Here is a 14,110-nt window from a genome sequence, read left to right as displayed (position 1 = left end):
CAGCCGCTAAGCCGCTGGCGTGACCTCCATCTTGCCCACTGCTCCCGGCCCCGTCCTTGTCTATGCCCCCGATCGCGGCATCGGGGATCTGATGTGGCATCTGCCGACGATCCGGGCGATCGCGGCGGCGACGCTCGAACAGCAGGTGGTGCTGGTGGCGCGCCCCTCGAGCCGAGCGGCCGAGGTGCTGGCCGTCGAGCCCGCCGTGGCGCGGGTGCTGTATGCCCCGCATTACAAGGGCAAGCTGAAGGGCGTGCGCGAGACCCTGGACTTCCACCGTCTGTGCAAGGCGGAGAAGCCCCGCGCCGTGTGGATCCTGGAAAAGATCGACCGGCCCGCCATCGCCGCCTTCCTGGCCGGCGTCCCCGACCGGCGCGGGTTCGGTCTGGGGCATGGCCAGGAGGCCTTCCTGACCGCGGGACCCTACCTGCCCAAGGCCATGCGGCCCGCGCACCGGATCGACAAGCTGGAAGCCTTCGAGAAGGCCCATGGCCTGGTCGTGGCCAGTCGCGAGCCGGACCTGAAGCTGGATCCCCAGGCGCTGGGCGCGGTGAAGGCCCGCTACGCCGACGCGCCCGGTCCCTGGCTGGCTCTGGGAATCGGCGCCAGCGAGCCGGCCCGCACCTGGCCGGCCGAACGTTTCGCGCAGGTCGCGGAGCGCGTCTCCGATCTCTTCGGGACGGTGTTCTGGGTTGGTGGTCCGCACGAGGCCGCAGCCGCCACGGCCGCGATCGGCGATCGGCCGGGCAATGTCGTGGCCTGCGACCTGCCGCTGGACCAGTCGGCGGCGCTGATCTCGCTGTGCGCGGGCTTCCTGGGCAACGACTCGGGCGCGCTGAACGTCGCCGCCGCGGTGAGGACGCCGTGCGTGGGGCTGATGGGCACCGCGCCCCTACCGGCCTATTCGCGCTGGCTCTCGCGCCTTGACGGCGGGGCGGGGCGAATCGCCGACATCACGGTCGATCAGGCCGTCGACGCCGTGCGCGGGCGCTACCTGGCGGAGGGCTGGGGCGATACGCGCCCTTGAGCCTTCGCGCCCCGCGTTGTATCGGGCGGACTGACCTTTCTTATCATCCATCAAGGACGACACATGGCCGGCGACTATCACCGCGGTGAGATGGACATTCACGAGCAGACCGCGACCTACGTGGCGTTCGGCAAGATGACCAAGTGGGGCTCGCTGGCCGTTGCGGTCGGCCTGCTGTTCATCACCCTGCTGTTCTGCACGCCGGCGAGTTTCATTGGTAGCGCTATCGCTGCCGTGGTGCTGCTGGCCGGTGGGATCTTCTTCCTTCGCGAAAAGCCCGCTCCGGCCCACTGACACCGGTGGACATCGGCATAATTTTTCTCTGATCCAGAGATCTTGCCTCGACAAGAGGCAAGACTATCCCCTACAGAGCGCCTCATCCTGTTGAGGGAACAGTGCTCTGGGGAGGGGTATGCCGATGGCCGTTATCGCCGTCACGAAAGAGACCCGCGCGAACGAAACGCGGGTCGCGGCCACGCCTGAAACCGTCAAGAAGCTCGGCGCGGCCGGCTTCTCGGTGGTGGTGCAGGCGGGGGCTGGGACGGCCGCGTCCTATCTCGACGCCGACTATGAGGCGGCTGGCGCGAAGATCGCGAAGACCGCGAAGGACGCCCTCAAGGACGCCGACGTGCTGTTCAAGGTGCGCAGCCCTGAGGCCGCCGAGATCGCGGCCCTGAAGAGCGGCGCGATCGTTGCCGCCGCCCTCAATCCGCACCAGGACAAAGAGACGCTGGACGCCCTGGCCAAGGCCGGCGCGACCGCGATCGCCATGGAATTCATCCCGCGCATCACGCGAGCGCAGGTGATGGACATGCTGTCCTCGCAGGCCAACCTCGCCGGCTATCGCTCGGTGATCGAAGGCGCTGAGGCCTATGGCAAGGCCCTGCCGATGATGATGACCGCCGCCGGCACCGTCGCCGCGGCTAAGGTGTTCATCATGGGCGTGGGCGTCGCTGGCCTGCAGGCCATCGCGACCGCTCGCCGCCTGGGCGCGGTGGTCACCGCCACCGACGTGCGTCCGGCCACCAAGGAGCAGGTCGAGTCGCTGGGCGCCAAGTTCCTGGCCGTCGAGGACGAAGAGTTCAAGAACGCCCAGACCGCCGGCGGCTACGCCAAGGAAATGTCCAAGGAATACCAGGCCAAGCAGGCCGAACTGGTTTCCGCGCACATCGCCAAGCAGGACATCGTCATCACCACGGCCCTGATCCCGGGCCGCGCGGCTCCGAAGCTGGTCAGCGCCGCCCAGGTGGCGTCGATGAAGCCGGGCTCGATCCTGGTCGACCTGGCCATCGAGCAGGGCGGCAATGTCGAGGGCGCCAAGCTGAACGAGACCGTGGTCACCGCCAACGGCGCCAAGATCCTCGGTCACGCCAACCTGCCGGGCCGCATCGCCGCCGACGCCAGCGCGCTCTACTCGCGTAACCTGGTGGCCCTGGCGACCCTGTTCGTCACGAAGGAAGGCGCGTTCGAGCCGAACTTCGAGGACGAGATCCTGCAGGCCGCTGTCGTCACCCGTGGCGGCGCGATCGTGCATCCGAACCTGAAGACCGCCTAACACCAGCATTGAAAGGGAGGCTCCCATGGAAGCCGTGGACCCCACCGTGTTCCGTCTGGCGATCTTCGTGCTCGCCATTTTCGTCGGCTACTACGTCGTCTGGAGCGTGACGCCCGCGCTGCACACGCCGCTGATGGCCGTGACCAACGCCATCTCGTCGGTGATCATCGTCGGCGCCCTGCTGGCCGCCGCCGCGCATGGCGCCGACAGCGACCTGGCCGGCGGCGCCGTCGCTGGTTCGACCTGGATCTCCAAGGGGGCCGGCGCGATCGCCGCGGCCTTCGCGGCGGTCAACATCTTCGGGGGCTTCCTTGTCACCCAGCGCATGCTGGCGATGTACAAGAAGAAGTCGAAGTAAGCCGCGAGAGCTGGGGGAAATAGAACAATGAACGCCAATCTCGCCGCCATTCTCTACATCGTTTCGGGGGTGCTGTTCATCCTCGCGCTGCGGGGCTTGTCCAGCCCCGTGACCAGCCAGACGGGCAACCGTAATGGCATGATCGGCATGGCCATCGCCGTCGGCACCACCCTGGCCACCCTGTGGAGCCAGGGCGCGCTGGACGTCGTCACCCTGGGCCTGATCCTGGGCGGCGTCGCCGTCGGGGGCGCGGTGGGCGCGATCATCGCCCGCAAGGTCGCCATGACCTCGATGCCGCAGCTGGTCGCCGCCTTCCACAGCCTGGTCGGCATGGCCGCCTGTCTGGTCGCCGTCGCCGCCATCTACACGCCCGCCGCCTATGGCATCGTGGGCGAGGACGGCGCGGTGCATCTCAACAGCCTGATCGAGCTTTCCTTGGGTCTGGCCATCGGCGCGATCACCTTCACCGGTTCGGTCATCGCCTTCGCCAAGCTGAACGGCAACATGGGCGGCGCGCCGATCCTGCTGCCGGCCCGTCACCTGCTGAACATCCTGATCGCCCTGGCCATCGTGGCCCTGGTCGTGGTGCTGGTGATCTCGGGCGGCGAAGCCAAGTGGGCCTTCTGGGGCATCTTCGCCCTGAGCCTGCTGATCGGCGTAACCCTGATCATCCCGATCGGCGGCGCGGACATGCCCGTCGTGGTGTCGATGCTGAACAGCTATTCCGGCTGGGCGGCGGCGGCCCTGGGCTTCACGCTGGAAAACACCACCCTGATCATCACCGGCGCTCTGGTCGGTTCGTCGGGCGCGATCCTGTCCTACATCATGTGCAAGGGCATGAACCGCTCGTTCGTCTCGGTGATCCTGGGCGGCTTCGGCGCTGACGCGGCTGCGGCCGCCGGCCCTGGCGGCAAGGTCGAGAGCCGTCCGGTCAAGCAAGGCTCGGCCGACGACGCGGCCTTCATCATGAAGAACGCGTCCAAGGTCATCATCGTCCCCGGCTACGGCATGGCCGTCTCCCAGGCCCAGCACATCCTTCGCGAGATGTGCGACAAGCTGAAGGAAGAGGGCGTCGAGGTGAAGTACGCCATCCACCCCGTCGCGGGCCGGATGCCGGGCCACATGAACGTGCTGCTGGCCGAGGCCAACGTCCCCTATGACGAGGTGTTCGAGCTGGAAGACATCAACAGCGAGTTCTCGACGGCCGACGTGGCCTTCGTGATCGGCGCCAACGACGTCACCAACCCGGCCGCCAAGACCGACCCGACCAGCGCCATCTACGGCATGCCGATCCTGGACGTCGAAAAGGCTCGCACCGTTCTCTTCATCAAGCGCGGCATGGCCTCGGGCTATGCCGGCGTCGAGAACGAACTGTTCTTCCGCGACAACACGATGATGCTGTTCGGCGACGCCAAGAAGATGGTCGAAGGCATCGTGAAGGGGCTCTAGGGCTTTCCATCACCGAAGACGACGAAGGCCCTGGCAGTGATGTCGGGGCCTTTTTCTTGCGTCTAGCTCAGCAGGGCGATCAGGCGCGGTGAAAGCGCCGCGTGGGTTGTCGCCGTCGCGCAGGCGACCACCGGGGCCAGAACCCCGATCTCGCTGATCCGCAGGAAGTCGGCGTCGCTGGCGTCGCCGCAGGCCCAGTCGTAGATCGCGCCCAGATAGTTGGAATAGATCGCTCGGCCCAGCCGGTCGGGATCGACGGCCGGCGCGATCTGGCCGGCAGCCTGGGCCTGGATCATGGCGCGGACGGCGGGGTCGGCGGCGTCGCGGCCGATATGGGTGCCGTCGAACAGCACGCGGGGAATCCGCACCAGCACCTGCCGATAAAGCCCCGCGTCGTCGATATAGAGCTGGGCCGAGACGCGGGCGGCCTCCAGCGCCAGGTCGACGCCGGTCGCGGTCGTCTCGGCCAGCGCGGCTTCCACCCGGTTCAGGGCGACGTTGATGACCGCCAGGCCCACCGCGTCCAGCCCGCCGATCAGATTGTAGATCGTCTGGGGCGCCACCTGCGCCGCCGCGGCGATCTGGTTCAGCGAGACGCTTTCGAACCGATGCTCGCGCCACAGGCCCGACGCAGCCGCGACGATGTCGGCATAGCGCCGCGCCTTGCCGCGTGCGCGCAGGGAGTCCGCCGGTGCTGGATTTGGTTCCATTTTCATTGTGAGATCTATTTTTAGATTGTATTCCAAATTCAAGCGCGATGATAGTCGCGCCTTTATAGGCCGACTCGGAACACGCACTTGGGTCTCTTCAGCTCGCACTCCGCCCTGGCGGCGCGTTACGACGCCGCCCGCGCTCTTGGCCAGATGCCGACCAGCGTGGTCATGGACCGGCTGTTGTCGGCCAGCGAAGCCATCATCAACGGCCGCCGGACGGTGACGGTCGGCACGCACAACTATCTGGGCCTGGCCTTCGACGAAGTCTGTATCGAGGCCGCGGCGGCCGCGCTGCGTACGGACGGCACCGGAACCTGCGGCTCGCGGATCGCCAACGGCTCGTTCGCCGACCATGTGGCCCTGGAGCGCGAGCTGGCCGACTTCCACGGCCTGCGCCACGCCATGGTGTTCTCGACCGGCTACCAGGCCAATCTCGGAATCATCTCGACCCTGGTGGGGGCGGGCGACTTCCTGCTGCTGGACGCCGACAGCCACGCCTCGATCTACGACGCCTGCAAGCAGACCCAGGCCAGCGCCATCCGCTTCAAGCACAACGATCCCGCCGATCTGGACAAGCGCTTGCGCCGCCTCAAGGGCGAGGCGGGCAACAAGCTGGTGGTGGTCGAGGGCATTTATTCGATGCTGGGCGACATGGCCCCGCTGAAGGCGATGGTCGAGGTCGCCAAGCGCCACGGCGCCTACATCCTGGTGGATGAGGCCCACTCCATGGGCGTGCTGGGCGAGTGCGGCTGCGGCCTGGCCGAGCAGGAAGGGGTGCTGGATCAGGTCGACTTCATCGTCGGCACCTTCTCCAAGAGCCTGGGTGCGGTCGGCGGCTACTGCGTCTCCAACCACGACGAGTTCGACATCCTGCGCGTGGCGTGCCGTCCCTACATGTTCACCGCCTCGCTGCCGCCGGCGACCGTGGCCTCGGTGCGGGCCGCTTTGGCGGCGGTGCGCGAACGTCCGCAGCTTCGGGCCAAGCTCTGGAGCAATGTCCATCGGCTGTACGGCGCTCTCGATGCGGCGGGCTTCCAGCTGGGCGCGACGCCCAGCCCGATCGTCGCGGCCTGCCTGCCCTCGGAGGCGTTGACCCTGGCGATGTGGCGCGCGCTGCTCGAGGCCGGCTATTACGTCAATGTCGGCCTGCCGCCCGCCACGCCGTCGGGCGAGAGCCTGCTGCGCTGCGCGATCTCGGCGGCGCATTCGGACGCGCAGATCGACGGCCTCGCAGACCTGATGATCCGGAAGGCGCGCGAGTTTGGCGCGCTCGCCAGCCCGCCGCAAATGGCCAGGGCCTGAACGAAACAAAGGCCCCAGGGTTACCTGGAGCCTCTGTCGCGGGGTGCGGGGTATCGGGAAGCGGGGCTGGCGATCACTTCGCGGCCATTTCCACCGCCTTGACGTGCGAGGCGTAGGCCAGGGCGTTGCGCTGGGCGGCCGGCAGTTGGCGGTCGGCCTGGCGGTGGGCTTCGGCGACGCACAGGCGCAGCGGCATTTGCAGGTCGCCTTGGCGCAGCTTGGCGCGGCACAGGGTTTCGCCGGCGGTCTCGACGCGGGCCTTGAAGATCGCGGCCTGGGCGGGGTTGTTCAGGTCGAGGTCGGCGAAGGAGACCGTGGCCGAGGTCTGGCGCTCGGCGGCGTTGGCGGCTTGGGTCAGGCCCAGGACCGGCACGATGGCCAGGCTCAGGGTGGCGACGGCGGCGATGTTGCTGATGATCTTGCGCATTTGAAGTGTCCCTCTGGTGTGGCGCTTCTTGTTGTGCGCCGATGAATACTGTGTACTTCCCAGAGTTCTCGAAGTCCCGTTACGTCTCAGTCATGACGTGTAATTTAGAGAATGTCCTGGAGTTCATTAAATGAACGTCCTGTAATGTCTGTCCAATACTTCATGTTCTTGTCGCCGGATCGTCATGGTTAGCGAATGGTTAAGCTGCCCCTCTTCCGCCCCATAGCAGCGTCATAGAGCCAGCCCTTCATTTCGGGGCCATTCACCGTCCCGTAAGGTCAAGCATGGGATAGGCGGCTCCGCGCGGGGCCGGTCCTGATTGACCGAAGTCCGAGAGGAAGCGGTTTTGATCTCCAAGAGCCTGGCTGTTCAGTCTCCGCACTTGCGCGTCGCCTTTTTCGCCATGCTGGGCGTGGCGGCCATGGCCGGAGCCCTGAACGGCGCGATGGCGCTGGGAAGTTGGGTCGCCGAAACCACGACGGCTGCCCCGCCCGCCGCGCCGCCTGCGCCAAAGGTCGAGGTCGCTGAACCGCCGCCGCCGCCCGCCTACCAGTTCGACGCGCCTCTGCCCGGCCGTGTGATCAACTCGCCGTTCGGCCTGCGCCAGATGCCCTGGGAAGAGAATGGCCGCCTGCACGAGGGTGTCGACATCGCCGCCCCCGGCGGGGCCGCGGTCAAGGTCGCCGCCGACGGCGTGGTCAAGGCTGTGGGCGTCAGCGGCTCGTACGGCCGCTTCGTCGAGGTCATGCACAAGGGCGGGCTGACCACCACCTACGCCCACCTCAAGGCCTCGGCGGCCGGCGTCAAGCGCGGCGCCTATCTCAAGCGCGGGACCACGGTGGCCTATGTCGGCAACTCAGGCCGCTCGACCGGTTCGCACCTGCATTTCGAGCTGCGCAAGGGCGACAAGGCCCTGAACCCGACCCTGTTCCTGGGCCGCAGCTTTGCGGACGCCGACGACCTGCCGCTGAAGGCCGCAGGCAAGGTGTCGCGCAAGGTCCACGTCGCCACCGTCTCGCGCTGGCCCGACAGCGTGGTCAAGGCCCAGATGGCGAAGGGAGGGGCCGCGAAAGGCCTGGCCGGCGCCGACGGCGTCAAGATCACCCGCACGAAGTCGGGACGCGTCCGTGCGCAGATTCCGGTCGTCGTCGGATAAAGCTTGAGATCGTCTCGCTTCCCGTCTCGACGCGTCACGAAGCGACACTACATTGAACGCCATGATCCAGTTTCTCGGTCGCGGCGTCGCGGGCCTCGCGCTTCTTCTTGTGTCGTATATCGCCGTGGGCGGGGTGGTCAGTGCGTTCGGCGCGCCGCATCCGCGCGGCCAGATGGTCGAGATCGAGCCGGGGCGGTCTCTGCGGCTGGTCTGCGAAGGGCCCAAGAGCGATCGCCCGACAGTCTGGCTGGAGGCCGGCGCCTTCGGCTTCGCCGCCGACTGGGGCGGCACGCAGGAAGCCCTGACCGCCGCCGGCTGGCGCTCGTGCGCCTATGACCGCGCCGGCATGGGCTTCTCGCCCAAGGGGCCAAGCCCGCGAGACGGCGTAGCCATCGTCGAGGACTTCGAGAAGCTGGTCGACCTGTCGGGCGAGCCGGGGCCCTTCATCCTGGTGGGCCACTCGATGGCCGGCCTGCGCATGCGCGAATATGCCGGTCGCCATCCCGACAAGATCCTGGGCCTGGTGCTGGTCGACGCCGCCACCCCGGAAGCCGCCCTGGATCCGCGGATGCGCGGCTTCGTCACCAAGTTCGCGTCCATCTCCAAGTGGGCTGCGCGCGGGGCCTCGCTGGGTCTCTACAAGCCGCTGATCTACACGCGCCTGGGCGACAAGATCGACCTGCCGCCGGCCGCCAAGGCCGAGAAGCGCTGGGCCTTCGCCAACGGCCGCCACAATCGCACCGCCGCCGAGGAGGTGGGACTATGGGCGCAGGCGTCGGACCAGGCCGCCAAGCAGCCGCAGTTCGATCCGAAATGGCCGGTGGCCGTGGTCACTGCCGGTCCGGTGGCGGGCCGTGAGGATCGCAAGGCCATGCAGGCCGCGCCGGCGAAGGCGTCGCGGCACGGCCTGGTCGACCATGTCGAGGCCGCCACCCACACCCTGCTGATCGGCCGCCGCTTCGCTGACCACATCGTCCGAGCCGTCGCTTTCGTGGCCGAGGCGGCGAAGAAGGGCTGACGCGCCTTTCGATCCGTCGCGGGGTCCTGCTCCACGTCTAGAACCGCGCGATCAGCGTCGCTTCCAGGCGTCGCTGCAGCGGGTCCTCGAGCGACCATCGGTCGAACAGGTTGCGCACGCCCAGGCGAAGCTCGGTCTGCGGAGTCTCGAGAGGGGCGGGCAGTTTCCAGGCGAACGAGAGGTCCACGGTCGTGCGCGCCGGCAGGGATGTCACGGCGTAGGCGTCGACGTAGCGCACCGTCGCCGACGCCGCGAGCCGGTCGTTCGACCATCGCGCACCGAGCGCGCCGCGCCATTCCGGGGTCGCGTCATCCGGCGTGCGTTTCGACAGAATGTTGTCGGCCGGAGCGCGCCGGCGCAGGGTCGGCTGCCAGGTCAGGGCGGCGCTGAACGCCAGCCGGCCGCCGCCCAGGTCCAGATCGTGATCCGCGGCCAGGTCGACCGCCTCGATCAGGCTCGAACCCTTGTTCTCGTTGAGGTCGCGCACCTCCAGGATGCGGCCGGCCGTGTAGCCCTTCGCGCGGTCGGCCTCGGTGAGCGGCGCGCGAATGACGGCTCCGGGAAAGCGAGCCTCGTTCTGGAGGTAGAAGTCGTAGCCGCGATAGACCTCGACCAGCAGGTTGCGGCCTTCGATGCGGGTATAGTCGACCGACAGGCGGGAGCGGGGAAGCCGCCGCGACGTCAGCACCGCCCCGGCCGAATAGGTCCGCGTCTGGTCGGGCCGAAGATCGGGGGAGCCGCCCCAGGCATAGCGGAACCAGCCCTCCGCCGAGATCGGCTGGTTGAGGCTGCGTTTGGGATCGATCAGGCTGCTGATGCCCGCGCCCACCGCACTCTGGAACATGACCGGCTCGGGAAGCTGCGCGCCCGATGCATAGGCCATGCGCAGGATGACGCCCGGCATGGGCTCGGCCTTGGCGCCTAGCAGATAGAGGTCGGCGGTCTTCTCGACCGGACCGGCGGGACCGCCGTAGAAGATGCGGATGCGGCCGACCTGCCGCCGCGCGGCGGCCTGCAGCTCCAGGCCTGGAACCCCCGTCAGCCCTTCCAGCGGCGCGCGCAGCTCGCCAAACAACGAGCGCGAGCGCACCGACACGTGGTTTCTCGGCTCGCCTGCGAAGTTGGGCAGGCTTTCCCACAGCTGCTGCGCGGTGAGCGAGAGCGTCACGTCACGGCCCTTGATCCGAGCCAGGGGGCCAGAAGCGCGCAGCGAAATGTCTTCCAGGCGCGAGGAACCGTAGGGGGCGGGCGGCGACCAGTTGGCATGGTAACGACCCAGGTCCGCCAGAAACCGGGCCTGGTCGCCGAAGGGGTCTGGCGCGCGTCGCCCGTCCGCGGGCGCGACGCCGCTGGCGATGCTGGGACGCGCCTGCTCGTCGAAGCCAACCTCCTGGGTGTCCTGGCGAAAGCGGGCGTCGCCGACCGCGTAGTCCAGGCCGCCGCGCCAACGGGCCGGGAGATCGAACACCAGCCCGACGGTCGTGCGGCGCGAGATCAATCGGCTGTCGGACGTTCCGAACACATAGGGCAGGGGCGCGACCAGTTCGATCGGACTGCTTCCCGAGAGAATCGTCGCGATCCCCTGGCCCGGCGTGAGCTGGGTGGAGAGGGCGCCATAGGCGAGGGGGGCGGCGTCGTGACTCGACAGGTAGATATGGTCGAAATAGGCCTCGGCGCCGCGCCACAGGCGCTGGCGGAGGTTGAACAGCACCGCGTCGGTGCGGCTGTCGGTGGTCAGCAGCCGGTCTCGGTGCGCCGGCGCCAGGCCGGGCGCAGACCGGCCGGCATTGGCGATCAGCACCGTCTCGATCGGTATCGAACCGTCGTAGTCGGCCGGGATGTAGGTCTTCAGCATCTCGACGCCGCCGACCGTGAAGGGGCCATTGACGCCAAACAGGGTGACGCCGTTTCCGGCTGGCCGGTTGAAGGCCTGGCCCGGCCTCAGCAGCGCGCCGTCCAGAGGCGCGGCCGCCTGGCTGCGATCGCCGAAGGTGACGCCGTTGAACCGCTTCTGACCGTAGCGCACCATCAGGGCCGTCGCGCCGTCCGCGGCGCTGTAGCCCAGCCGGGCGTCCAGCCGGCCGTAGCCGCCGTCGCCGCGCTTGCCGCTGCCGACCGTGGCGGCGACCTCGGCCCCGCGATAGTCGCGATCGATCACCAGATTGACCACGCCATTGACCGCGCCCAGGCCATAGAGCGCGCCGCTGCTGGCTCCGAGGGTTTCGATACGCCCGATCGCCGCCAGGGGAATGGGGCCGACATCGGCCTGAGCCAGCTGCGCCAGGCTCGGCACCGCCGGCATGCGTCGGCCGTCCACGAGCACCAAGGTGCTGGACAAGGCCGAAGGATCGCGAAAGCTGAAGTTGGATCGTGACGGCGGCAGGCCGCGTCCGCGGCTGGGCACGATCTCATGGGTGTCGCTGTTGCTGGTCAGCCAGGTCTGCAGAAAGTCATCGGCCGAAAGGCCCTGGGCGGCCCTCAGGGTCGCGCGCTCGAACACGCGGTAGGGCTGTATGCCATCGGGATCGCGTCTCTGGTCGACGTTCTGGGTGCGCACGCCCACGATCAGGAGTTCGGGCAGGGCGACGGGATCGGGCGGCGCCTCGATCCTGGCGGCGCGTCGCGCCCGCACGACATAGCCCTGGCCCTCGAGGCTTTCGAACTCCAGGCCCGAGTCCGCGAGCAGCAGCTGCAACGCCTGGCCGGGCGTGTAGCGACCGCGAAGGGATGGCGCACGCCGGTCCCCGACGCTTGCCGACGAAAGCAGGATGTCGACGCCGGCCTGCCGGCTCAGTTCCACCAGCGCGTCGTCCAGCGGCAGGGCCGGCAGGGCGATGGCCACGGCGCGTTCGGCCGCCCAGGCCGGCGCCGCCAGCAAGCAGGCGCACGCCGCGGCTGCCAGCCGGCCGCGTAAGACCGCGGGCCGCAAGGGGGCGCCTGCCCTGGAACCTAAAAGTGAACGTCGTCCGCCCATTGCGCCGATCATGGAAGAGCAAGCAGGCCCATAGAACGAACGTCGTTCTGTGGGCAAGCATCGGTTGCCGCGTCGGGCTGGGATGGTGCGGATTTTCCTACCGGCTGCGTGTTTCCTAGAAGGCCCGCGCTGGAGTTTGCGATGCTATTGGCCCATGAACAGCGCATGGGGGAACCGGTCGACGTGTCGGCTGACGGTGAGAACCGCCACGCCAGCGCGCGCGGCGGCGCGATGGCGGCGTTGCTGGCCAAGCCGCTCGCGGCGTTCTTCCGGCGACGCCTGGGTCCCGGCAACGAGGCCGAGATCGAGGATTTGGTCCAGGACGTCTTTCTGCGCACCGCCGACCAACTGAACCTGGCCGAGGAAGAGCACGCCCGGGCCTACGTCTTTCGGGTGGCGGCCAGCGTCTGGATCGACCGGCATCGCCGCCGCCAGGCGCGCCAGGCCGATCAGCATGTCTCGTTCGACCCCGACCGGCACGACACGGCCGACCGTGACCTGGTCCGGCAACTGGACGCGCGGGAAACCTTGCGGGCGGCGACGCTGGCGCTGGCCGACCTGCCCGAGCGCACGCGCGCGATCTTCATTCTGAGGCGCATCGAGGGTCTGGCCGTGCGCGAGGTCGCCGCCAGGCTGGGGCTTTCGACGAGCGCGGTGGAGAAGCACATGGTTCGAGCGCTCGAACACATACTGACGCAGACGAGGGCCTGGCGATGAGCGACCGCATGCCCGGCGACCTCGATGGACTGACGCCCGAACAGGCGGCCGCTCGCCTGCTGCTGGAGACGGACGAGGCCGATCCGGTCCAGGCCGCGCGCCTCGATGCGTGGCTGGACCAGGATCCGGCCCACCGCCAAGCCTGGCTGGACGCTCAGGATGTCTGGGCCAGTTTCGACGCGGCTGACGCCCATCGCCCTCTGGACCTGCCGCGCCGGCGGGCCAGGGCGTTGAGGGCCGGGCGCTCGTCCGTTCCGTGGATGGCGGCGGCGGCCTGCGTGGCCGCGGCGCTGGCCTTGGGACTCGTCCTGACGCCCTGGCGACGCGCGACCGAGGCGCCGGCGGCGGTCCAGCGCGTCGTCTATGAGGCTGCAGGCCAGCAGCGCCTGCTCGACTTGCCCGACGGCAGCAAGGCGGTGCTGGGAGCGGGCGGCGCGCTCGACCTGGCTTATGGGGGCAACGAGCGGCGCGCGCGCCTGGCGCACGGCCGCGCCTATTTCGACGTGGCGCATGACGGATCCAGACCGTTCGTGGTCGAAGCCGGAGGCCGGCTGATCACGGTCCTGGGCACGCGTTTCGACGTGGCGAGCGACGCCGAGGGTCTGAGCGTGACCTTGCTGGAGGGCAGCGTGCGGGTGACCGCGTCCGGCGGCGATCCTGTAGTGCTGCGGCCAGGCCAGGCGCTGGTCGTCGCGCAGGGACGGACCCAGGTCCGCCAGGCGGACGAGGCGGCCACCGAGCGCTGGCGCGAGACGCGTGTGGTGTTCGACGACAAGCCTCTGAGCGAGGTCATCGTCGAGATGAACCGCTATGCGGTCCTGCAGTTGGTGATCGACGATCCGCAGGTCGCGGCCTTGCGGATCACCGGGCAGTTTCGCGTCGGCGACAATGCCCGGTTCGCCCGTGGCCTGGTGCGGCTCTATCCCTTGCGCGCGGTTCCCGACGGCCCCGCGCGGCTGAAGCTGGTGGGCGTCCGGAGCGGCCGGAGCCTCAGTTCGCCCGATGGGCCCGGCGCCAAGCGCTAGGCGTGAGGCCCGTCACGTGGCGGAAGCGGTTCTGGAAGTGGGGCTGATCGGCGAAGCCGCAGGCCAGGGCGATCTGGCTCAGAGGATCCTCCGTGGTGGCCATCAGGCGCTTGGCGTGGGCCAGCCGCATGTGGACGATCAGCGCGCGGGGGCCCAGACCGAAAATCTCTCTGCAGGCCCGGCCCAGGTCCCGCGGGCCCATGCCCGACAAGGCCGCGATCCGCGCGACGGTCAGCGGCAGGCTGATGTTGTCCTCGATGGAGCGCTCGATCGCCCGGGCTCGGGAAGGGGGCGGACGGTCGCGATCCTGGCTGCCGGCCAGAGTGATCTGTGAACTGACGGTGTCGCGCCGCGTGGCGCAGGTTTCGACGAGCATTCCCGACATGGTG

At 68.7% G+C, this 14,110-nt stretch carries 14 protein-coding genes; 10 read left to right on the top strand and 4 right to left on the bottom strand.

Going from position 1 to position 14,110, the window contains the following annotated elements; translation table 11 throughout:
• Window positions 1-91: 91 nt before the first annotated feature.
• From E1H18_RS14785 to E1H18_RS14765, 5 genes are all read left to right on the top strand, one after another.
• Window positions 92-1,027: a glycosyltransferase family 9 protein gene (locus E1H18_RS14785; protein WP_172270382.1), complete on the top strand. Its 936-nt coding sequence runs from the start codon at window positions 92-94 to the stop codon at window positions 1,025-1,027.
• 63 nt (window positions 1,028-1,090) lie between these two features.
• On the top strand, window positions 1,091-1,321 hold the full coding sequence (locus E1H18_RS14780; protein ID WP_172269715.1) for an aa3-type cytochrome c oxidase subunit IV: 231 nt from the start codon (window positions 1,091-1,093) through the stop codon (window positions 1,319-1,321).
• Window positions 1,322-1,439: 118 nt separating this feature from the next.
• Window positions 1,440-2,582, top strand: a complete 1,143-nt coding sequence (locus E1H18_RS14775) for a Re/Si-specific NAD(P)(+) transhydrogenase subunit alpha (protein WP_172269713.1) — start codon at window positions 1,440-1,442, stop codon at window positions 2,580-2,582.
• A 25-nt stretch (window positions 2,583-2,607) separates the two neighbouring features.
• Window positions 2,608-2,940, top strand: coding sequence for a proton-translocating transhydrogenase family protein (locus tag E1H18_RS14770; RefSeq protein WP_172269711.1), 333 nt, complete (start codon window positions 2,608-2,610; stop codon window positions 2,938-2,940).
• 27 nt (window positions 2,941-2,967) lie between these two features.
• Window positions 2,968-4,389, top strand: coding sequence for an NAD(P)(+) transhydrogenase (Re/Si-specific) subunit beta (locus E1H18_RS14765; protein WP_172269709.1), 1,422 nt, complete (start codon window positions 2,968-2,970; stop codon window positions 4,387-4,389).
• 62 nt (window positions 4,390-4,451) lie between these two features.
• On the opposite strand, the gene E1H18_RS14760 is transcribed toward E1H18_RS14765, so the two are convergent.
• Window positions 4,452-5,105, bottom strand: coding sequence for a TetR/AcrR family transcriptional regulator (locus E1H18_RS14760; RefSeq protein WP_241736041.1), 654 nt, complete (start codon window positions 5,103-5,105; stop codon window positions 4,452-4,454).
• A gap of 81 nt (window positions 5,106-5,186) precedes the next feature.
• Here E1H18_RS14760 and E1H18_RS14755 point away from each other — a divergent pair, with 81 nt between their 5' ends.
• Window positions 5,187-6,404 carry an aminotransferase class I/II-fold pyridoxal phosphate-dependent enzyme gene (locus E1H18_RS14755; protein ID WP_241736040.1) on the top strand — a complete coding sequence of 406 codons (1,218 nt, stop codon included), beginning with the start codon at window positions 5,187-5,189 and terminating at the stop codon, window positions 6,402-6,404.
• Between the two features lie 73 nt (window positions 6,405-6,477).
• On the opposite strand, the gene E1H18_RS14750 is transcribed toward E1H18_RS14755, so the two are convergent.
• Complete coding sequence (locus E1H18_RS14750; RefSeq protein WP_172269707.1) at window positions 6,478-6,831, bottom strand: UrcA family protein; 354 nt, start codon at window positions 6,829-6,831, stop codon at window positions 6,478-6,480.
• Window positions 6,832-7,177: 346 nt separating this feature from the next.
• Here E1H18_RS14750 and E1H18_RS14745 point away from each other — a divergent pair, with 346 nt between their 5' ends.
• Window positions 7,178-7,987, top strand: a complete 810-nt coding sequence (locus E1H18_RS14745; protein WP_241736039.1) for a M23 family metallopeptidase — start codon at window positions 7,178-7,180, stop codon at window positions 7,985-7,987.
• A 61-nt stretch (window positions 7,988-8,048) separates the two neighbouring features.
• Complete coding sequence (locus E1H18_RS14740; protein ID WP_172269705.1) at window positions 8,049-9,005, top strand: alpha/beta fold hydrolase; 957 nt, start codon at window positions 8,049-8,051, stop codon at window positions 9,003-9,005.
• 37 nt (window positions 9,006-9,042) lie between these two features.
• Here the strand turns inward: E1H18_RS14740 and E1H18_RS14735 are convergent, their stop codons facing one another.
• Window positions 9,043-11,934 carry a TonB-dependent receptor gene (locus tag E1H18_RS14735; RefSeq protein ID WP_206679074.1) on the bottom strand — a complete coding sequence of 964 codons (2,892 nt, stop codon included), beginning with the start codon at window positions 11,932-11,934 and terminating at the stop codon, window positions 9,043-9,045.
• 192 nt (window positions 11,935-12,126) lie between these two features.
• Here E1H18_RS14735 and E1H18_RS14730 point away from each other — a divergent pair, with 192 nt between their 5' ends.
• Entirely contained in the window at window positions 12,127-12,696 is a 570-nt protein-coding gene (locus E1H18_RS14730; RefSeq protein ID WP_172269701.1) for an RNA polymerase sigma factor, read from the top strand.
• Entirely contained in the window at window positions 12,693-13,721 is a 1,029-nt protein-coding gene (locus E1H18_RS14725; RefSeq protein ID WP_172269699.1) for a FecR domain-containing protein, read from the top strand. The genes E1H18_RS14730 and E1H18_RS14725 overlap by 4 nt, the downstream gene beginning before the upstream one ends.
• On the opposite strand, the gene E1H18_RS14720 is transcribed toward E1H18_RS14725, so the two are convergent.
• Window positions 13,687-14,106, bottom strand: coding sequence for a helix-turn-helix domain-containing protein (locus E1H18_RS14720; protein WP_172269697.1), 420 nt, complete (start codon window positions 14,104-14,106; stop codon window positions 13,687-13,689). The two genes, E1H18_RS14725 and E1H18_RS14720, sit on opposite strands and share 35 nt — an antisense overlap.
• Between the last annotated feature and the right edge of the window lie 4 nt (window positions 14,107-14,110).

It is taken from the genome of Caulobacter sp. RHG1 (assembly GCF_013181195.1).
Taxonomy (GTDB): Bacteria; Pseudomonadota; Alphaproteobacteria; order Caulobacterales; family Caulobacteraceae; genus Caulobacter.
The sequence above is the reverse complement of the archived record's forward strand: the minus strand, read 5'-3'. Positions and strand labels throughout refer to the sequence as shown.

Excerpts from the sequence above, each read along its gene's own strand:
- E1H18_RS14725 (WP_172269699.1), top strand. The coding sequence starts at position 12,693 with ATGAGCGACCGCATGCCCGGCGACCTCGATGGACTGACGCCCGAACAG.
- E1H18_RS14760 (WP_241736041.1), bottom strand. The coding sequence starts at position 5,105 with ATGAAAATGGAACCAAATCCAGCACCGGCGGACTCCCTGCGCGCACGC.
- E1H18_RS14720 (WP_172269697.1), bottom strand. The coding sequence starts at position 14,106 with ATGTCGGGAATGCTCGTCGAAACCTGCGCCACGCGGCGCGACACCGTC.
- E1H18_RS14740 (WP_172269705.1), top strand. The coding sequence starts at position 8,049 with ATGATCCAGTTTCTCGGTCGCGGCGTCGCGGGCCTCGCGCTTCTTCTT.
- E1H18_RS14780 (WP_172269715.1), top strand. The coding sequence starts at position 1,091 with ATGGCCGGCGACTATCACCGCGGTGAGATGGACATTCACGAGCAGACC.
- E1H18_RS14750 (WP_172269707.1), bottom strand. The coding sequence starts at position 6,831 with ATGCGCAAGATCATCAGCAACATCGCCGCCGTCGCCACCCTGAGCCTG.
- E1H18_RS14770 (WP_172269711.1), top strand. The coding sequence starts at position 2,608 with ATGGAAGCCGTGGACCCCACCGTGTTCCGTCTGGCGATCTTCGTGCTC.
- E1H18_RS14765 (WP_172269709.1), top strand. The coding sequence starts at position 2,968 with ATGAACGCCAATCTCGCCGCCATTCTCTACATCGTTTCGGGGGTGCTG.
- E1H18_RS14775 (WP_172269713.1), top strand. The coding sequence starts at position 1,440 with ATGCCGATGGCCGTTATCGCCGTCACGAAAGAGACCCGCGCGAACGAA.
- E1H18_RS14785 (WP_172270382.1), top strand. The coding sequence starts at position 92 with ATGTGGCATCTGCCGACGATCCGGGCGATCGCGGCGGCGACGCTCGAA.